The organism is Haloferax prahovense DSM 18310, from assembly GCF_000336815.1.
GTDB lineage: Archaea > Halobacteriota > Halobacteria > Halobacteriales > Haloferacaceae > Haloferax > Haloferax prahovense.
Map to the genome: position 1 here is coordinate 188,659 of NZ_AOLG01000054.1, position 18,656 is coordinate 207,314.

The 18,656-nt window shown below is 67.7% G+C and carries 20 protein-coding genes; 14 read left to right on the forward strand and 6 right to left on the reverse strand.

From position 1 onward, the window contains the following. Window positions 1-5: 5 nt before the first annotated feature. From C457_RS16790 to C457_RS16805, 4 genes are all read left to right on the forward strand, one after another. Window positions 6-488, forward strand: coding sequence for a hypothetical protein (locus tag C457_RS16790; protein ID WP_049913677.1), 483 nt, complete (start codon window positions 6-8; stop codon window positions 486-488). Between the two features lie 85 nt (window positions 489-573). Further along, window positions 574-2,736, forward strand: coding sequence for an alkaline phosphatase PhoX (locus tag C457_RS16795; RefSeq protein WP_049913678.1), 2,163 nt, complete (start codon window positions 574-576; stop codon window positions 2,734-2,736). A gap of 49 nt (window positions 2,737-2,785) precedes the next feature. Further along, window positions 2,786-3,232 (forward strand): SHOCT domain-containing protein, encoded by a 447-nt coding sequence (locus C457_RS16800; RefSeq protein WP_008096532.1) that lies wholly within the window; start codon window positions 2,786-2,788, stop codon window positions 3,230-3,232. Window positions 3,233-3,366: 134 nt separating this feature from the next. Then, window positions 3,367-3,615 carry a hypothetical protein gene (locus C457_RS16805; RefSeq protein WP_008096533.1) on the forward strand — a complete coding sequence of 83 codons (249 nt, stop codon included), beginning with the start codon at window positions 3,367-3,369 and terminating at the stop codon, window positions 3,613-3,615. A 175-nt stretch (window positions 3,616-3,790) separates the two neighbouring features. On the opposite strand, the gene C457_RS16810 is transcribed toward C457_RS16805, so the two are convergent. From C457_RS16810 to C457_RS16820, 3 genes are all read right to left on the reverse strand, one after another. Further along, window positions 3,791-5,299, reverse strand: a complete 1,509-nt coding sequence (locus C457_RS16810) for a heme-binding protein (protein WP_008096534.1) — start codon at window positions 5,297-5,299, stop codon at window positions 3,791-3,793. Between the two features lie 106 nt (window positions 5,300-5,405). Then, window positions 5,406-7,193, reverse strand: a complete 1,788-nt coding sequence (locus tag C457_RS16815) for a site-2 protease family protein (protein ID WP_008096536.1) — start codon at window positions 7,191-7,193, stop codon at window positions 5,406-5,408. Window positions 7,194-7,342: 149 nt separating this feature from the next. Continuing rightward, a complete protein-coding gene (locus C457_RS16820; RefSeq protein WP_008096538.1) occupies window positions 7,343-7,795 on the reverse strand; it encodes a hypothetical protein in 453 nt (150 codons plus the stop codon). Between the two features lie 131 nt (window positions 7,796-7,926). Here C457_RS16820 and C457_RS16825 point away from each other — a divergent pair, with 131 nt between their 5' ends. Both C457_RS16825 and C457_RS16830 read left to right on the forward strand, forming a co-directional pair. Continuing rightward, window positions 7,927-8,466: a hypothetical protein gene (locus tag C457_RS16825; RefSeq protein ID WP_008096540.1), complete on the forward strand. Its 540-nt coding sequence runs from the start codon at window positions 7,927-7,929 to the stop codon at window positions 8,464-8,466. A 97-nt stretch (window positions 8,467-8,563) separates the two neighbouring features. Continuing rightward, window positions 8,564-9,079: a BGTF surface domain-containing protein gene (locus C457_RS16830; protein WP_008096542.1), complete on the forward strand. Its 516-nt coding sequence runs from the start codon at window positions 8,564-8,566 to the stop codon at window positions 9,077-9,079. A 39-nt stretch (window positions 9,080-9,118) separates the two neighbouring features. Here C457_RS16830 and lysS read toward each other — a convergent pair whose 3' ends face one another. Together lysS and pyrH are read right to left on the reverse strand one after the other, a co-directional pair. Further along, window positions 9,119-10,792 carry a lysine--tRNA ligase gene (gene lysS / locus C457_RS16835; RefSeq protein WP_008096544.1) on the reverse strand — a complete coding sequence of 558 codons (1,674 nt, stop codon included), beginning with the start codon at window positions 10,790-10,792 and terminating at the stop codon, window positions 9,119-9,121. A 1-nt stretch (window position 10,793) separates the two neighbouring features. Continuing rightward, the gene (pyrH, locus tag C457_RS16840; protein WP_004976409.1) at window positions 10,794-11,507 is read right to left on the reverse strand and encodes a UMP kinase; all 714 of its coding nucleotides are present in this window, start codon (window positions 11,505-11,507) and stop codon (window positions 10,794-10,796) included. Between the two features lie 93 nt (window positions 11,508-11,600). On the opposite strand from pyrH, the gene C457_RS16845 reads away from it, so the two are divergent. From C457_RS16845 to C457_RS16860, 4 genes are all read left to right on the forward strand, one after another. Further along, on the forward strand, window positions 11,601-11,945 hold the full coding sequence (locus tag C457_RS16845) for a hypothetical protein (RefSeq protein WP_008096547.1): 345 nt from the start codon (window positions 11,601-11,603) through the stop codon (window positions 11,943-11,945). A gap of 24 nt (window positions 11,946-11,969) precedes the next feature. Continuing rightward, window positions 11,970-12,752, forward strand: a complete 783-nt coding sequence (locus C457_RS16850; protein ID WP_008096549.1) for a molybdopterin synthase — start codon at window positions 11,970-11,972, stop codon at window positions 12,750-12,752. Window positions 12,753-13,059: 307 nt separating this feature from the next. Continuing rightward, window positions 13,060-13,305, forward strand: coding sequence for a DUF7123 family protein (locus C457_RS16855; protein ID WP_008096551.1), 246 nt, complete (start codon window positions 13,060-13,062; stop codon window positions 13,303-13,305). A 437-nt stretch (window positions 13,306-13,742) separates the two neighbouring features. Continuing rightward, window positions 13,743-14,882, forward strand: coding sequence for a site-2 protease family protein (locus tag C457_RS16860; RefSeq protein ID WP_008096553.1), 1,140 nt, complete (start codon window positions 13,743-13,745; stop codon window positions 14,880-14,882). Between the two features lie 27 nt (window positions 14,883-14,909). Here the strand turns inward: C457_RS16860 and thiL are convergent, their stop codons facing one another. Then, window positions 14,910-15,800: a thiamine-phosphate kinase gene (gene thiL, locus C457_RS16865; RefSeq protein WP_008096555.1), complete on the reverse strand. Its 891-nt coding sequence runs from the start codon at window positions 15,798-15,800 to the stop codon at window positions 14,910-14,912. A 166-nt stretch (window positions 15,801-15,966) separates the two neighbouring features. On the opposite strand from thiL, the gene C457_RS16870 reads away from it, so the two are divergent. The 4 genes from C457_RS16870 to C457_RS16885 all read left to right on the forward strand — a co-directional run bounded on the left by C457_RS16870 (window position 15,967) and on the right by C457_RS16885 (window position 18,631). Then, window positions 15,967-16,995 carry a lysylphosphatidylglycerol synthase transmembrane domain-containing protein gene (locus C457_RS16870; protein ID WP_008096559.1) on the forward strand — a complete coding sequence of 343 codons (1,029 nt, stop codon included), beginning with the start codon at window positions 15,967-15,969 and terminating at the stop codon, window positions 16,993-16,995. A gap of 115 nt (window positions 16,996-17,110) precedes the next feature. Then, a complete protein-coding gene (locus C457_RS16875) occupies window positions 17,111-17,566 on the forward strand; it encodes a 30S ribosomal protein S19e (RefSeq protein ID WP_004976418.1) in 456 nt (151 codons plus the stop codon). A 105-nt stretch (window positions 17,567-17,671) separates the two neighbouring features. Next, window positions 17,672-18,037 (forward strand): DNA-binding protein, encoded by a 366-nt coding sequence (locus tag C457_RS16880; RefSeq protein ID WP_004976420.1) that lies wholly within the window; start codon window positions 17,672-17,674, stop codon window positions 18,035-18,037. Between the two features lie 3 nt (window positions 18,038-18,040). Continuing rightward, window positions 18,041-18,631, forward strand: coding sequence for a DUF7411 family protein (locus C457_RS16885; RefSeq protein WP_008096562.1), 591 nt, complete (start codon window positions 18,041-18,043; stop codon window positions 18,629-18,631). Window positions 18,632-18,656: the final 25 nt, after the last annotated feature.

Genomic DNA, 18,656 nt, shown 5'->3' on the forward strand with positions numbered 1-18,656 from the left:
CGAACATGTCGAATTCAGCATCCCATCCCACCGAGAGGCAGTCGGAGCGCGCGTACAGAACCCACCCGTTGGGCGTCCGCATCGTCGAGTACGACGACCCGGACGGAGACGGTCGCCGGTACGGCTTCCGCGCCCCCGACCACGCGGGCCGCGAGTTCGACGACCCTGACACCGCCGCGCTCTACGCCGACGTGTACTTCGACGTGAACGGGTTCGTCGAGGCCGGAACGGGCGACCGCGGCGTGCCGCCCGAAGTCATCCAAGCGGGCCGCGATACGCTCGCGGCGTACTTTCTGACGCAACCCTACGCCGACGCCGACTGGGTGGCGTCGTTCTACGGCAAAAAACGGGCGCGAATCGAGCGCTACGCCGCGGCCGTCCGACGACGGGCCGAGGAGATTCGGGAGGGGGTCGAGGCGCTCGAACGCGAGGGGAACTCCGTCGCGGACGACGCGTCGGTCGGGTGTCAAGTCAGGACCGATATATAATCAACAGACCGCTCTCTTCCGGACAGTATTGCAACCCTGTTGTCATATAAACCTACACGGGGGCTGGTTTCGCTTCTTCGGTCGCATGGTCGACTTCACTCGACGAACTCTCATGGCATCGTCCGTCGCCGCCGCGCTGGGAGCGAGCGTGGCAGGCGTCGGTCAGGCGGCGGAACCCGACGACCCGAACACGCCGCGGGCACCGCTCGTGCGGGGGGAGCTCAAGCGCTTTTCGACGACGGCGTTCGGGGCCGAGGTGACGGGGCCGTTCGTCTTCGACGACGGGTCGCTCCTCTACAGCCTCCAGCACCCCGACCGCGAGAACCCCGCGCCCTACGACAAGGCGGCCATCGGCTACTTCTCCGGCTTCCAGTTCTCGTTCGACGGTGAGAGCGACTTCGACGAGCTATCGACGCCCGAGACGAACGAAGAGCGGCGCGCGGTCCGGTCCGCCGCCGGCGACTACGAGATGCTGGCCCGCGAAGGCGACGCCATCAACGGCGGGTCGGAGCTCCTCGGCGTCCCACAGACCCCCGACGGGACGAACATCACGAGCGGCCAGTTCAGCGGGTCGAAGTACGCCGACGCCGGCTACACCCCCGACTGCAACCAGTTCGTCGCCACGAACGACGAGGGAACCGAGGGCTATCTGTTTACCAACTGGGAGGCGAGTCCGGGCAACGTCTCGCGGATTCCGCTCAGTCAGGACGACGACGGCTCGTGGGAGGCCGACCTCAAAAACGCGCTGAACCTCGCGAACACCGAGGCGCTCCGCGAACTCGGCGGGACGCGAATCAACTGCTACGGCGACCTGAGCCCGTGGAACACGATGCTGTCGGCCGAGGAGAACTACGCCCACCCGCGCGTCTCGCTGACCGCGACCGTGAGCGACATCGTCGAGAAGGGCACCGGCGAGGGACTCCGCGGCGCACACGAGTTCTGGAACCGACCGAACCCGACCGAGATTCAGTCCGCGGTCGACGACTACTACGATGACGATTCGTGGTTCGTCCAGAGCTACTGGGCGGTCGCCGGCGTCGAACTCCTCGCGTACTACCTCGGCGCAGAGCCGGTCGACCAATCCGCCGACGGCAACGACCTGACGCCCATCGGCGACGTGTACCCGAACCCGTACCGCTACGGCTACATCGTCGACTTCCGCGAACCGGCCGCCGAGACCCCCGAACCCGTCAAGTACTACGTCATGGGCCGGGCCGCCTGGGAGTGTCCGGACGTGCAGTCCGACGAGCGGACGGTCTACCTCGCCTCCGACGGCGACAGCAAGGGCGTCTACAAGTTCGTCGCCGACGAGCCGATTCCGAGCTACGACGACCCGATGGGCCTCGCCGGGACGCTCTACGCCCCGCTCGTGACGAACGACGACGAGGCCGAGGCCGCGCCCCCGGCCGACGTAGACCTCGAATTCGAGTGGCTGAAGCTCGGTCACGCCACCAACAACGAGGTCGCGGCGTGGATTGCGGAGTACGACGACGTCACACAGGCCGACTACCTCGGAACTCACACCGACTGGTCCGAAGGCGACGAGGTGACCGCCGACCTCCTCGAAGCGGCCGACAGGGAGGTCGTCGAGAACGGCAACCGCGACTACGTCACCGACGAGGAAATCGTGGAGTGGGGCAAGCAGTACGAGTGGTACGGTCCCGACGGCGTGGACGACGACCTCCGGCACGTCCCGTTCCTCGAAACCCGGGCGGCCGCGAAGGAAATCGGCGCGACCATCGAGTTCAACAAGGCCGAGGGCATCGACAGCGTCGACGGCGCGGAACCCGGCGACGACGTCTACTTCGGCATCTCCGAACTCAACGACGACATGTCGAACGCCACCGGCGAACTCCAGCTCCAGCGGGTCGACGGCGGCGTCGTCTACCGCGCGGAACTGGAGTCCGACTACAACGTCTCGACGCTCGAACCCGTCATCGTCGGCCCCGACGCGAGCGACCCCGCCGCCGTCGCCGACGACGCGCTCATCAACGTCGACAACCTCGCCGTGATGGACGACGGCCGCGTGCTCTGTTGCGAGGACGCCGACCAGTTCGGCCGCTCGTACAAGAACGACTGCCTGTACGTCTACACGCCCGAGGACGACGACCGCGGCCACGGGAACGACCCCGACGGCGACGACGCCGATAACCCGGGGAACGGTACCGGCGGTCCCAGCCGCGGGAGCGGCGGAAACGACAACGACGACAATCCGGGACGCAGTGACGGCAACGGCAACGGAAACTAACCCGCCCCGCTCACGCAGTTTTTTGTATTTCGAGAGACACCTTCGACCGATGGTCCTCGAACGATTCGGTTCGGCACTCTCCCGCGAGGCCCGCGTCGTCGCCCGAAGTCCACCGCTCTTGGGCGTGGTCACCGGCGTGTGGATACTGCTCATCGCGCTGATGGCGGGGCTCGAAGCGCATCTCGCGGTCGTCTGGTTCCTCGCCGTCGCCCCGTCGACGGCGGTAGTGGCCTACGGCGGGCGGCGCGTCCTGCGTCGCTTCCGTGACGACTCCGGCGGCGAAGACGAATGGACTCAGACGGCCGACGGAGCCGCCTACGACCCCGTTGACGACGAATCTGCTATCGAGCGCCTGCGAGAGCGCTACGCGGCCGGCGACCTCTCCGACGAGGAGTTCGAGCGCCGCCTCGACAAACTGGTCGAGACCGAGAGCTACGTCGCCGGGTCGCAGTCGCCCTCCGGAAACGCGAGAGAGCGGGCCTTCGAGCGGAACTGACGGGCCGGTGGTTGGCCGGACTCCGGGACGGCCGCGGCGACCGGTGACCGAGTCGGAGTCGGAGCGCGCCTCGCCGGCGACCCCGTGTGCCGGGACCAAAAGAGACACAACACTCGACCGAGTCCTGGACGACCATGCGTAGTTCACTCGTCGACCTGCTTCCGGAGCTCCTCGAACTTCTCGTCTTCAGTCTCGGGAGTGCGGGGCTTTCGCTCGCCGGCGCGTACATCGAGCGCTTCGCGCTCGTCACCTTCGAACAGGGCAACGTCGAAATCGCCGCGTGGGCGGTCGTGATGGGCGCGGTGGCGCTGTACTTCGCGTACAACGTCGGTACCGACAAGGTCCGCCCGAAGTTCCGGGACGTTCGCGCCGCGCTCGCGTGAAAAAAGCCGCGTCTGGTTTTCGGCCGCGTTAGGCGAGGAAGACGTGTCGCGGGCGGTCCGCGAGCACGTACACGCCACCTTTTCCTGCGCTCGCTCCGCTCGCTGGCAAAACCTGGACGAAAAGGTTCGTCACCCCCGATGGGGGTTCCTCACCCCGCTCCCGATGGTCGCGGAGTTACGCTAAGAACACGTGTCGCGGGCGGTCCGCGAGCACGTCGCGGCCCCACTGGACCGTGTCGCGGAACGCGTCGGAGCGGAAGAACTCCATGGCGTCGTCCTGCGAGCGCCACTGGCTGGCGATGAACATGTCGTCTTCGTCCTCGACGTTGACCATCAGGTCCGTGTCGAAGTGGCCGTCCATCTCTTCGAGGAGGCCACCGACGGTGCCGAACTTCTCGACGAAGTCGCCGCGGTGTTCGGACTTGACGGTGTAGAACATCCCCATCGTGCCGAAGCCGGACTCCTCGCCAGCGCGCTCGACGATGCCGGGAAGCTCCGAGAGGAAGCCCGCGGCGGTCTCGGCGGCCGACGCCGTCTCCCAGATGGAGACGACGGCGACCCGACCGCGCTCGTTTGCCTCGTAGACGGCCGTCTTGACGTGCGTCGGGTAGTGGTCGAAGTTGCCGCGGAGGCCCTCGACCTCGTCGAACAGCTCGTCGGCGTCGGCCTCAGAGTAGAGGACCGTCGCGTACACGTCCTCGCCGTGGGGCTTGCCGGCGTAGATGTTCAGGTCTTCGAGCTGACCGCGAATGTCCTCGTCGTCGGCTTCGTCGCCGCCGTCGTCGCCTTCGCCGTGGTGGTGACCGTCGCCACCCTCACCGTGATGGTGGCCGTCGCCGCCGTGGTGGTGGCCACCCTCGTCGTGCGCGTGCGCGTCGTGGTGGGACTCGTCTTCGAACTCGCTGGTCGGGACGCCGTCGCCCGCGAGGAACGCGCCGAGGTCCGACGGTGGGAAGCGCCGGCCGACGTAGAACTGGCCGAACTCACCGTACTTCGAGGAAACCTCGTCGAAGCGCATCTCGTAGACGATGTCCTTGATGTCGGTCGGGTCGTCGCCGAAGAGCGTGACGCCCCACTCGTAGTCGTCGAAGCCGACCGAGGAGGCGATGACCTGTTTGATTTTCCCGGCGTACTTCCGGCCGGTGTCGCCGTGGGTGGACATCAGGTCGCGGCGCTCGTCGAACGAGAGGTCGTACCAGTTGTGCTCCTCGCCGCGGCGCTTCGACATCGGGTAGAAGGACATGTAGGTGTCCTCCGGGATGTCGGGCTTGAGCTTGCCCTCGATGTAGCGGAGCAGCCCGGTGTCGATGTCCTCCTCGTTACCCTCGAAGTAGTCGTCCGAGACGTAACCGGACACCTCGGTGACGGAGACGTAGGAGGTCGGCTGCTCGGTGAAGGCCGCGAGCGCGGTCCGCTCGAACTGCCGTTCGGCGCGGGAGATGTCGTCGAGCGTCGGCCGGAAGTGGACGACCACGAAGTCCGCCTTGTGGCCGAGCACGGAGAAGACGGCGGACGCGCCCGCCTCGGCGTCCTCGACCGCCTCGTGGGCGTCGAGGTACGCGACGCCCTCCTCGATTGCGCGGCGGCGCTCGCGGTCGGGCGCGTCACGCCACGCGTCCCAGTCGACGGTTCGGAAGTCGTGCAGCGCGAACCAGCCCTCGTCGGTCTGTGGGGCCTCTACCATACGGGGGCCTAGGGAGTCATCCGGTATTGAAGTTGCGAGTCGTTTTCGCGGTTCGGGAACCGTCGAAGGGAGGCGAGTCGGCCCCGACCCGGGGTGGCCGAGGCGCTCAGCCGAGGAGCGTCGGCCCGAATATCATGAGCACGAGCGACGCGAGCATCGTGAGCCCGATTGAGGTCGTGATGGTCCGGACGACGGTGTGGGGGTCGTCGACCGGGAGCCGCGAGACCACGGCCTCGGTCGAGGTCCGGAGGATGCGACCGCCGTCGAGCGGGTAGCCGGGGATGCAGTTGAAAAGCCCCAGCTGGAGGTTTATCCACGCCGTCCAGAACAGGACGTTGGCGAAGATGAAGACGCCGCCGCCGAGGAAGCCGAGCGGGCCGCCGACCTGGTAGAAGTTGATGACCTCGCCGGTGAAGCCGGGGAAGTTCGGAATCCCGAGGACGACCGACGCGAGGGGCAACAGGAGCGATACGTAGACGAGCTGGAGGGGCGACCCGGCGAAGGCGCTGCCGAGGCCGCCGCCGTCGCCGCCGTCACCGCCGAGAAGCGAGAGGTACGTCCCCGCGGGGTACTCCTGCGTGCCGAAGTCCGTCAGGAGCAGGCCGCTCGTCCCCTGGAAGATGTTGACGCCGAGGAACCCGTTTCCGTCCTGCGGGTTCTCGCCGAGCGTCACCTGCACCGTCTCGAAGCCGCCGTCGCGGTAGACTTCGACGGCGACGGTCTGGTCGGGGTCGGTCCGGTCGAGCGCCTCCTGCAACTCCGTCGAGGAGGTGATTCGCTCGCCGTTGAACGACGAGACGATGAGGGGTTGCGTCGTCCCCGTGGCGTTGTACAGCGGACCGTCTTCTGCGACGTTCGTGATGTAGGCACCGACCGGGATGGTGCGCTCGCCGGCGGAGGTGTCGAGCCGGGCGAACCGCGAGTCGCCGACGGCCGACTCGAAGCCGGCGCGCGTCGAGACGGCGGTCCCGTTGACTGCGGTCACGCGAATCGGGTCGCTCCCGGACTCGACGGTGAGGTTCGCGGGGTTGCCTTCGACGGAGCCGGCGACGACGAGTTCGCGCGTGACCGAGACGGTCCGTTCGCCGTCGAGCTCGACCGACACCGTTCCCGCGTCGGTCGCGAGGAGCGCGGCGTCGAGTTCCTGCGTCGTGTTGACCGGCGTGCCCTCGATGGCGGTCACGCGGTCGCCGCCCGAGATGCCCGCCACGTCGGCCGGTGAGCCGGCGTACGCGCCGGAGACGGCGACTCCCGGCGCGACGGTGATAGAGCCGATGACCGGGCCGAAAAGCAGGGCGAACGCGACGAGCGTGACGGCGAAGTTGTTCGTCACGCCGGCGGCGAACATCCGCGACTTGCCGCCGCGGTCGGCGCGGCGCTGGCTCTCCTCGGAGGGTTCGACGAACGCCCCGATGGGGAGTATCGTCAGGAGGACGATGCCCATCGACTCCACGTCGATACCCTCGACGCGGCTGAGGATACCGTGGCCGCCCTCGTGGACGACGAGGCCGACGAGGAGGCCGAAGAGAATCTCGGGCGCGACCGAAAGCGGGAGGAAGTCGTTGACGCCGGGGATGACGAGGAAGTTCTGCGGCTGGTTCACCTGTGTCGGCGCGGGCGGGTTCTGGAGGATGACGACCGCCTGGTAGACGAGGAGGACGAACGTCCCCGCCATGATGACGAGGGCGATGCCGAGGCCGACGTTGCTCCACGCCCGCCAGAACCGCTTGGGGGCGGCGAGCCTGTCGAGGAGTTCGCGGCCGCGACGGGTGTGGACCGTCGTGAGCGGACCTTGGACGCGGACGTACTCGGGGAGAATCCCGCGAGCACGCAACAGCGCCGCAAGGAGAGAGTAGGCGATGAAGCCAGCGAGAACCCAAAGCAGCGTGTTCATCGCCCGAAGGGAAGCGGCGCGCGCCAAAAGGCGTTCGGGTTACGGTACCACCGTTCGGGTCACGGTGCCGCGTTCGACGACCGCGGGCGGGCGTCGGTTGCCGCGAGCGACGACCGCAACCGAACCCGACCCGCGACGAGCGTGTCGCGTTACTCGTCTTCGTCGCCGTCGTCGCCGGGCGACTCGATTTCGACTTCGACCGCGCCGTCGTCGTCCGCGTCGGCCGCTTCGTCGCCGTCGGCCTCGTCAGTTTCGTCGGCGGACGCCGCGTCTTCCGTCTCGTCTTCGGGGTCGTGTTCGACGGTGACCGTGGCGTCTTCGTCGTCGGCCGCGTCGTCGTCGGTCACCACCTCGCTCTCGGCGTCGTCGGCGGCGAGCGCGATGTCGGTAAAGGAGTCGCCGGACGACGAGCGAAGCCGGGAGACGGCGTAGGCGACGCCCACGAGGAGCAAGGCGACGAGGAACAGCCGGCCGTACGAGCGACCGCCCGAGGACTCGTCGTCGACGGCTTCCTGTTCGGAGTCGGCGTCGAACTCCTCCAGTTCGACGTCGAATTCGTCTTGCGATTCCTCCACGGACCGGATGAAGTCGATGAGAGACATGTGAAGTGTGGTGCGGCGAGGCCGCGGTAGGCGTCGTTCGCGGGGGAACGAGCCCGTCCGTCCGTACGCGCGTCGGGGACATAAGTCGTCCCCCAGAAGGGTTTTAGCCACCCCGGCGACCATCGAGAGTCGTGTTCGACAGTTCCCGCTACGAGGTCCGACAGAAGGTGTCCATCAGCAACAAGTACGTCGTCTACGAGGGCGACGACCCCATCCTCTCGGCGAAGCAAAAGAAGTTCAAGCTGAAAGAGGACTTCCGGCTGAACGACCACGACACCGGTGAGGAGCGCTTCCGCGTCAAGGCCGACAGCGTCCTCGACGTGTCGGCCGCCTACGACATCGTCGACAGTCGGACCGGCGAGCGCGTCGGTGCGGTCAAACGCGGCGCGTTCTCGTTCGCCAAACACACCTACCAACTGCTCGGCCCCGACGGCTCCGTCGTGGGACGAATCGTCGAGGACAACGTCCCGATGGCGGTCGCGAGACGGCTCCTCACGACGCTCATTCCCTTCTCGTACCGCATCGAGGACGCGGCCGGCGAACCGGTCGGCGCGGTGAGCGAGCAGTTCTCTCTCCGGGACAAGTACACTATCGACGTGGACCGCGAGCGTATCGACCCGCGACTCGCCGTCGTCGGTGCGGTCGTGATAGACGCCATCGAGGAAAACTGAAACCGGACGAGTCATCGCCCGCGCGCCGCCGGTAACTCAAAGAGCTATTTGACATTCGGGTAACTATTTTTCGCGGATTCGAGTAGTGTCGGATGGCATGTTCGAACGAATCCGACTCCGTTGGTTCGTCGTCGCCGCCGTCGTCTGCGCCGCGCTCGTCGGCGGGACGACCGCGGCCGCAGCACAGAACGCCTCGTCGGTGTCGCTCGCGACGACCGGCGGGAACGTGACCGTCACGCAGGCCGAAGACGCGACGATTCGGGGGACGAGCGACCTCGAAGCGGGGACGACGCTCTCGGTCCGCGTCCAGTCCGCCGGCGACACGAGCCCGCGGTTCCTCAAGACGAGCGAGGCCACCGTCGGCGAGGACGGGAACTTCTCGGCGACCCTCGACTTCTCGGAGATTCCGCCGGGCTCGACGTTCTCCGTCTCGGTCCGTAACGAGTCGAACGCGCTCGCGGAAGCCGAGGGCGTCGTCGTCGAGGACGCAGCGTCGACGACCGCCACCGATGAGACGACCGACACCGGAATCCCCGGCTTCGGCGCGGGGCTCGGCGCACTCGCGGTCGCGGGGCTCGGCGCGGTGGCGTTGCTCGCGGGTCGTCGAGCGTGAGAATAGAACCGCAAACAGCGAACCGCGGTTCGGGCGAGGTCAGTCCTCGCGGCGGAGCCGCGTGACGACGAAGTCGCGCTCTAGCTCGCCGAGGAACTCGCCGAGCCGCGGCCCCTGTTCGGCGTCGAAGAACAGGCGGTAGCCGGCGGCGAAGAAGTCGCCCATCTCGATGTCGTGGCGGCGCGCCGTCTCGTAGATTTCGCCCTGAATCGCCTCGCCGTCGTGGCCCTCGGCGACGAAGTCCGCGAGGTCGTCGAGGGCTGCCTCGACCGCGGGCTCGAAGTCGAACTCTGGGAGCTCGACCTGCAGGCGGTAGTTGTACTGGTTGTCCATCTTCTCGGCCCAGCGGCGGGCGCGTTCGACCCGAGCGAGCGCCTCTTCGACCACCTCGTCGGGCGTGTCCTCGTCGAAGAAGCCCTCGTTGCGGGCCATCTTGACGCGCAGGTCCTCGTCGTCGGTCATGCCGAGGACGGCCGCGAACGTGTACGGGAGCCGAACCCGGTCCTCGCGGACCTCGTCGACGACGAACGGGTAGGCGCGCTCGGCGAAGCGAGTCAGACTCTCGTCGTCGACCTCGCCGAAGTAGGCGCGCTCGAAGCGGTCGAAGTCGTCGACGAGCTGGTCGAGCCGCGTGAGGTCGAGGTCGCGGGCCTTCCGCGGGTTGAGCGCGAAGAAGTACCGGAGCACCTCGGGTTCGAGCAGGTCGAGCATCTCCGCGACGGTGACGATGTTGCCGGCGGACGACGACAGCGCCTCGCCGTTGAGCGTGAACCACTCGTACACCATCGGCACCGGCGGTTCGATGCCGAGGACGTTCTCGGCGATGTCCTTGCCGGAGGGCCACGAGCCCTCGGCGTGGTCCTTTCCGAACGGCTCGAAGTCGACGCCGAGGACCTGCCACTGGCCGGGCCACTCGAAGCGCCACGGGAGCTTCCCCTCGCGGAACGTCGCGGTCCCCTCGTGGCCGCAGCCGTCGATGGTGTTGTCGCCGACGGTCATGTCGGTACAGACGTAGTCGACAGTACCGGCGTCGAGGTCGATGTCCGTGACCGTCTCGGTGATTTTGCCGCACTCGGCACAGACGGGGTTGAAGGGGACGTAGTCCTCGTCGACCTTTGACTGGTACTCGCCCAGCACCTCGCGGGCGGTGTCGGCGTGTTCGAGGACGTGTTCGACCACGGGGTCGAAGTCGCCGTTTTCGTACAGTTCGGTGTTGGAAATCATCTCCACCGGGACGCCGAGGCGGTCGGCGTCGGCCTTCAGGAGCGCCGCGAAGTGCGCCGCGTACGACTCGGCCTCGCCGAACGGGTCCGGAATCGACGTGTACGGCTTGCCGAGGTTGCGGCCGAGCGCGCCGGCGTCGACCTCGCCGAGACCGACGATGTTGCCGTCGGCGTCAGCGAGCTTCCGCGGGAGCTTTCGGAGCGGGTCCTTGTCGTCGCTGGTGAACACCTGCCGGACCTCGTGGCCGCGCTCGCGGAGCACCTCGGCGACGAAGTAGCCGCGCATAATCTCGTTGAAGTTGCCGAGGTGGGCCACGCCGGACGGCGAGACGCCGCCCTTGATTACGACCGGCTCGTCGGGGTCGCGGGCCTCGATTTCGTCGGCGACCTCGTCGGCCCAGAAGCCGTGGTGGTTGGCGGCCGCGTCGCCGTCGCCGTCGGTCGCGTCCGCGGCGGAGGCGTCGCCGCGGAAGGGGTCGTCGGTCGTCATCTCAGGGAGCCCAGTAGGTCGGTTCGTCGCCGCCCTCGGGGATGATGTCGGTGCCCGTGTGCTCGCCGCGGAGGACCGCCGGCGTGATGCGGTCGGGGTCCGTGCCGTCGAGGACGATGGTGCGCATCTTCGCGCGCTCGATGAGCTTCGCGGCGAGGAGGTCGACCGGGGCGGACGAGCCGGCGTTCATCTCGATGTCGCCGATGACGTCGACGAGTTCCGCGGCGGTCATCTCCTCGAACTTCGTCGCGTCGGGGTCGGTGTTCGGGTCGGCGCTGAAGACGCCGTCGACGCTGGTCGCGTAGACGAGCAGGTCGGCGTCGACGTACTCGGCGAGCGCGGCCGCGACGGCGTCGGTGGTCTGGCCGGGCATGACGCCGCCCATCACCGAGATATCGCCGCGCCGGATGGCGTCGCCGGCGTCCTCGTAGTCGTGGGCGACTTTGGGGTCGACCTGCGAGCCGAGCGCCGCGATGAGCAGGCGGGCGTTGATTCTGGTCACGTCGATGCCGATCTGGTCGAGTTGAACCTCGTTCGCGCCGAGGTCGCGGGCGGCACCGATGTAGTCGCGGGCGACGCCGCCGCCGCCGACGACCGCACCGATTTCGCACCCGTCTCGCGCGAGCGTTTCGACGACGGAGGCGTGACCCTCCACGCGTCGGGCGTCGAGGTCCGGCGCGAGCACGCTTCCGCCGATGGAGATGACGACTCTCATTGCACACGGATATCCGTGAGCGCATCTTAAGGGTTATCAAGTGCGAGACGCCCGTGTCGGGGGGTTTAAACCACTCTCGCGGCGACTACCGGTATGCGACTCGTCACCGTGGAGACGGTCACGCTCATCGTCGTCGGCTGGGTGCTCGCCCTCGGGGCGATTCTCGCCCGCCACCGGCGCGGCGAGTTCGACCGGCGGACCGTCTTCAACTGGGCGTTGGTGGCCTGTTTTTCGGTCGGCTGGGCGCTCTGGCAGTTCGACACGCTGCCCGCGACGGCAGACACGCCCGTCGGCGCGGCGGCCCCGTGGCTGGCGACGCTCCTCAGTCTGGCCGGCGTGGCCCTCGCCGTCCACCTCTATCGGACCCGCCCGCGCCCAGAGATGGACGAGACGGAGCCGCCGGCCGAGTCTGACGAGACCGGCACGGAGCAATCTTAAACCGCCGCGGGCCGTCCTTCGGGTATGCACGTCCTCGGAATCGTCGGCGCGGGCGCGACGACGCTCTGCGACCGACTCGCCGCGCAGTTGGACGGCCGCGTCGCCACCGTCGAATCGCTCCCCGAGAGCGCGACCGAACCGAAGTCGACAGACGGTGCCGCCGCCGCGTACGGGCTCTCGCCGGACGGCAACTGGGTCGGAACCGGCGACGACCGCGACCTCGACGGCCTCCTCGACGGCCTCTCGGCGGAGTACGACTACGCGCTCCTCTCGGGATTCCCCGACGCGCGCGTCCCGACCGTCGCGCTCGCGGGTGCCGACGCGGTGAACGTCGTTGCGGAGGTCGAAACTGACTTGGCCGACGTCGAAGCGCTCGCCGCCGAAGTCGACTCGCACGAACCGCACGTCACGCTCGAAACGCTGGTCGAGCGCGCGAAGGCGGACCCGCTCGAAGTGTACGCCGGAGCGATTGCGACGTTCACCGGGCGGGTGCGCGCGAAGGAGTCCGAGGGCGACGACCCGACGCTCAGCCTCGAATTCGAGAAGTACGACGGCGTCGCGGAGTCGAAGATGGCCGCGATTTCGGAGGAATTGGAGGCTCGCGACGGCGTCCTCCGCGTCCTCATGCACCACCGGGTGGGCGTCGTCGGCGACGGCGAGGACATCGTGTTCGTCGTCGTCCTCGCCGGCCACCGGCGAGAGGCGTTCAGAACGGTCGAAGACGGCATCGACCGGCTGAAAGACGAGGTGCCGATATTCAAGAAGGAGACGACCACCGACGAAGAGTTCTGGGTCCACGACCGCTGAGGTGGGGCGGATTATTCAGAATACGCGGATAGTCGCGAAGGCGCGAAAATCGACCGATATTGCGGAAGTTGTTGCCGCAAAATGTGGCGTCTGACGGCGCAAAACGGGGCGTATTTGCCCCCATATATTCAAAATAATTTTAATAGAAAGAATCTCTCAAAATCAGTTATAAAAAATCTAAGCTGGTTTCGAAGATTCCTAAAATGTACCATTTGGGTCGATTCAGACTGAAAGCGGCCGAACTAATTCCAACGGTCCTTCCTTTATAACAGGTGATAGGCCATTAGGTGGAAGTGAGGTGTACCAGATGAGCGCAACAGTATCCCCCTCCACCGACAGTGGCTCCAAGGAAGACCGCCTCAAGCAGTACCTGCTCGACCGTGCGAAAGACGGCGAGATGTACTTCAAGAGCAAATTCATCGCCGACGACGTCGGCCTGTCTCCCAAGGAAATCGGCGCACTGATGGTCAAGCTCCGCGACTCCGCGACGGACCTGACCATCGAGAAGTGGTCGTACACGAGCGCGACCACGTGGCGTGTCGAGACCGCCTGAAACCCGCATTGCCCGCCCCGGCCCCGACCGACGCCAGCGCCAACACCGCGCACCGCCCGGACGGTCCCCGGACGAACTGAACGCGACCCCGAAGCGACCCACAGCCCCACAGCCCACACCGAGTGCGCTCGGAACCCAAGCCGAGACGTGACTCGACTGCCCGACTGCCCCGCTCGGTTCGTGACGCCGACGAACCGATGTCCCTCCCACGGCGCAGCGTAACCGAACCCCCGCGTAAGCCCGCTGGAACGGCCTCCACCACACTCCCCCGGTGACGGCCCACCCGCTCCGCGGCGACGACCGCACGTTTTCGCCGACGCTCCGGATTCTCAAGTTAGTCGCAGACGACCCGAACGAGAGCCGTCTCGGTCGCCGCCGTCGGCTCAGAGACGGGTCCGTCACGGGGTTTATGAACGTCCCGCGCCTACCTGCCGTCGATGGAACAGTCCGAATCGGCGGACGGACCGCCGGTGGAAGCACTTCGCGCCGTCTTCGACGTTCACGAAGTGCGGTCAGACGGTCGCCGACGAATCTACTACGGCGAGTCGCTCGTCCCCGAGCGGATGCTCGTCCGCGAAATCTGGCCGTCGTTCCGGCAGGCCGGCTACGACGTGCAAGCGCAGGTCTCGGAACTCGGGCAGACTGACGTGGTCATCGTCGAGCCGGCCTCGCAGGGCGTCGAGGGCATCCCGTGGAAGAACATCACACTGTTCGCGCTGACGGTCCTCTCGACGCTTTTCGTCGGCGCGTACGCGTGGTACTACATCCCCCTGTCCGACATCACCGCGAACCCGCTGGTGTTGCTTCAGGCGTGGCCCTTCACCGCCGCCGTCCTCGGCGTCCTCTCGGTCCACGAGCTCGGCCACTACGCGGTCGGCCGATACCACGGCGTCAACGTCTCGCTGCCCTACCTCATCCCGTTTATCTTCCCGTTCGGCACGCTCGGTGCCATCATCCGCATGCGCGGCCAGATGCCCGACCGAAAGACGCTGTTCGACATCGGCGTCGCCGGCCCGCTCGCCGGGCTCGCGGCGACCGTCGTCGTCACCGTCATCGGCCTCTCGCTCGAACCGATGACCGTCCCGAGCCGGGTTCTCGCGGGGTCGGGCGACGTCATCGTGTTCAACAACCCGCCGCTCCTCGACGCCATTGCGGCCGTGCTGGGTCAGCCGACGGAGTACGCCGACCCCCGGACCGTCGTGCACCCGGTCGTCATCGGCGGCTGGGTCGGGATGTTCTTCACCGTCCTCAACCTGCTCCCCGTCGGCCAACTCGACGGGGGCCACATGGTCCGGGCGATGCTCGGCGAGCGCCAGGAGTCGCTCGCGGCGGCCGTGCCGCTCGTCCTGTTCGGCATCGCCGGCTACCTCCACTACGTTCGCGGCCTCGGCCTCAACCAGTCCGTCGGCCTGTGGTTCTTCTGGGGGCTGATGTCGACGTTCATCGCCTACAACGGCTCGGCGAAGCCGATAGACGAGACGCCGCTCGGACCGGCTCGGATGGCCGTCGGCCTGTTCACGTTCGCCCTCGGCGCGGCGTGTTTCCTTCTCGTGCCGGTTCAGGTCATTCCGGGCTGAGGCGCGACGGCGGAGAAAACGGCGACGCTATTCGTCGCCGTGGGTGTAACCGCGGTCCGGTACGGGCTCGCCGTCGGCGACGACGGCGGCGTCGGCGGATTCCTCGACAACGCTTCCGACGACCGTGAGCGGCACGTCAGTCGCGGCTCGGGCGTCCGCAAGCGCCGACTCGGGGAGCGTGAACACGAGTTCGAAGTCCTCGCCGAAGAACGCCGCGAGGTCGCGTCTGTCGTCGGCGTCGGCCGCGACCTCCTCGACCGCGTCGTGGACGGGGAGCGCGTCGAAGTCGAGTTCGAAGCCGCAGTCGCTGGCCTCCGCGAGCTGGTGGACCGAGCGGGCGAGGCCGTCGCTCGAATCCATCATCGCCGTGGCCGACCCGCGGAGGGCGACGCCGGCGGCGACGCGGGGCGTGAACCGAAAGAGGTCGTTGGCGCGGTCGGTCTCGCCCGCCTCGAACAGGCGGACGGCGGCGGCAGACCGGCCGAGTTCGCCCGTGACGCAGAGCAGGTCCCCCGGCTCCGCGCCCGAGCGCCGGACCGGGTCGTCGGTGTGTCCGATGGCCGTCGTCGCCGTCGTGAACTCCCGGTGGGTGTCGAGGTCGCCGCCGACGTACTCCGCGCCGACCGCCTCGCACACGTCCCGCGCGCCCCGGACGAAGTCGCCGAGTTCCGTCTCGTCGAGTTCGACGGCGGCGTAGGCGGCGACGGCACAGGTGGCGCTCGCGCCCATCGCGGCCACGTCAGAGAGGGACGCGCCGACGGCGCGCCAGCCGGCGGTGTAGCGGGTCGTCCCCGCGGGGAAGTCCGTCGTCTCGTGGAGCATGTCGGTCGTGACGACGAGGTCGTCGACGACGGCGGCGTCGTCGCCGGCGTCCGGCAGGTCCGCGGCGAGCAGTCTGAGGGCGGCACGCTCGTCCATATGGGGACGTGTCGGGCGGAGCGGAAATGTCCATCTATCCGAAAGTGAGCGGCGGTGTCGCCGACCGGGGGAACGCGACCGAATCCGCGACGGCGGCGACGCGGGACCTGTTACTCGGCCGTCGAATCCGGTGACTTAATGCCCGTCGTAGACGCATCCCCAGCAAATGGCCCGCGAGAACCTCCGCGCGACGGTGCTCGGTTTCGCAGCGGCGGTCGTCGTCTTCGCCGTCCTGTTCTACTTCGCGGGCGTGGACGAACTCGTCGACCGGGTGACGATGGCCGAGCCGACCTACCTGGTCGCCATCCTCGCCATCACGCTCGTCTGGCTCGTCGCGTGGGGCGCGTCGCTGAAGACCGTCCTCGGCGTGCTCGGCGTGAACGTCTCGACAGTCCGCTCGTTTCTCATCTTCACGGGCGCGACGTTCTCGAACAACATCACCCCGTTCGGACAGGCGGGCGGCGAGCCCGTGACGGCGCTTCTCATCTCCCGGAGCACCGACACCGAGTACGAGACCGGGCTGGCGGCCATCGCCAGCGTCGACACCATCAACTTCGTCCCCTCGATCACCATCGCGCTCATCGGCGCGGGCTACTACGCCACCGAAGTGACGCTCGGCCGCAACCTCGAAATCGCGCTCGTCGCCGTCATCGCCCTCGCCGTCGGCGTTCCGGCGGCCGTCTACACCGCGTGGAAGCGCCGCTACGGCCTCGAACGCCGGCTCATCGGTGCCCTGACGCCGTTCATCCGAACCATCGCGCGATACGTCCCGCGGGTGTCGGTGCCCACGAACGACGGCATCGAGCGCCGCATCAACGGCTTCTTCCGCTCTATCGAACGCGTCGGCCGGAACCCGCGGGGGCTGGCGGTCGCGCTCGGCCTGTCGGGGTTCGGCTGGTTCTGCCAGATGGTCGCGCTCTGGGTGGCGTTTCACGCCATCGGCGCGCCCATCGCCTTCTCCATCGCGCTGTTCGTCGTCCCTATTGGGGCGATAGCCGGTGTGACGCCGCTCCCCGGCGGCGCGGGCGGCATCGAGTGGACGCTCGCCATCCTCGTCGCCGCCGCGAGCTCCGCCGTCTCGTTCGACGTGGCGACCGCCGGCGTCGTCGTCTTCCGGGGGTTCGTCTACTGGGTGCCCGTCGTCCTCGGCGGCCTCGTGATGAGCACGGAGAGCGCGCGCGGGTGGCGGTCCTGACGGCGCGGACGCGGGCTGTCGGCCCGGCAGACGCCGGTCGGGGCGCAGGAGCCTCCAACCGCCCGTATCGGGCGAATACGATGCCTTTAAACGCCGCGATTATGAACCAATAGCCATGGTAACCATCTATGACGTCCCGGCGGACGCCCTCATCGAAGAGGTCGCCGGACGACTCGAGGACCGTATCGAGCAACCCGACTGGATGGCCTTCGCGAAGAGCGGCCAGACCCGCGAACTCCCGCCCCAGCAGGACAACTTCTGGTTCGTCCGCGGCGCGAGCCTGCTCCGCAAGGTCGCCATGAACGGCCCCGTCGGTGTCGACCGCCTCTCCACCGAGTACGGCGGCCTCAAGCGCGGCTCCAACCGCTACAGCGTCTCCGGTGCGCACAGCGACGCCGGCAGCAAGAACATCATCCGCACGCTCCTCCAGCAGCTCGAAGAGGAAGGCCTCGTCGAGACCGCCAAGGGCGAGGGCCGCCGCATCACCGCCGAGGGGACGAGCTTCCTCGACAACGCCGCGTCCGACGTGCTCTCCGACCTCGACCGCCCGGAACTCGAACGCTACGCGTAGAGCCGCCGACACACACCGAGAGTTCTTCTTCGACGGCGGATTCCCCGAGAGCCGTCTGTATGCGGGTCCGTAATGGTTTTCAGACATCGGACCGTGCGCTAGGGTATGAGTGGCAGTCCCGACGATGAGCGACTGGAGGAGCTTCGAAAGAAGAAGATGCAGGAACTCCAAGAACAGCGGGGCGGCGGCGGACAGGGCTCCGCCGAGCAACAACAGGCCGAGGAGGCCGCCCAACAGCGCGCCGAACAGCAGAAACAGGCGCTTCTCAAACAGCATCTGACCGACGAGGCCCGCCAGCGCCTCAACGCGGTGCAGATGTCCAAGCCGGACTTCGCAGAGCAGGTCGAGCGCCAAATCGTCGCCCTCGCCCAGAGCGGACGCATCCAGGGCCGCATCGACGACGACAAGATGAAGGCGCTCCTGAAAGAGCTGCAGCCCGAGTCGAAGAGCTTCAACATCCGACGCCGGTAACACGTGGAACTCGCGCTCCTCTACAGCGGCGGCAAGGACTCCTCGCTCGCCGCGCTGCTTCTCGATACCTTCTACGACGTGACGCTCGTGACCGCCCACTTCGGGGTCACGGAAGACTGGACGCACGCCCGCGACGCGGCGGCCGAACTCGGCTACGCCTTCGAGACGCTGGAACTCGACCGCGAGGTCGCACAAGAGGCGACCGTCCGCATGGTCGAAGACGGCTACCCCCGCGGCGGCATCCAGCGCGTTCACGAACACGCCCTCGAGGCGGTCTGCGGCCTCGACTTCGACGCCGTCGCCGACGGCACCCGCCGCGACGACCGCGTCCCGTCCATCTCCCGGGCGCAGGCCCAGAGCCTCGAAGACCGCCACGGCGTCGATTATCTCTCGCCGCTTTCGGGCTTCGGCCGCGGCGCGGTCGACCGCCTCGTGGAGTCGCATCTCGACGTGGAAACCGGTCCGTCCGAGGAGATTCCGAAGGCCGACTACGAGGGCGAACTCCGCCAACTCATCGCCGCCGAACACGGGCAGGCGGCGGTCGACGAGGTGTTCCCGGACCACATCCAGAGCTACGTCCACGGTCGACGCTGAGGACGCCGCTGTCCGGTAACCGCCG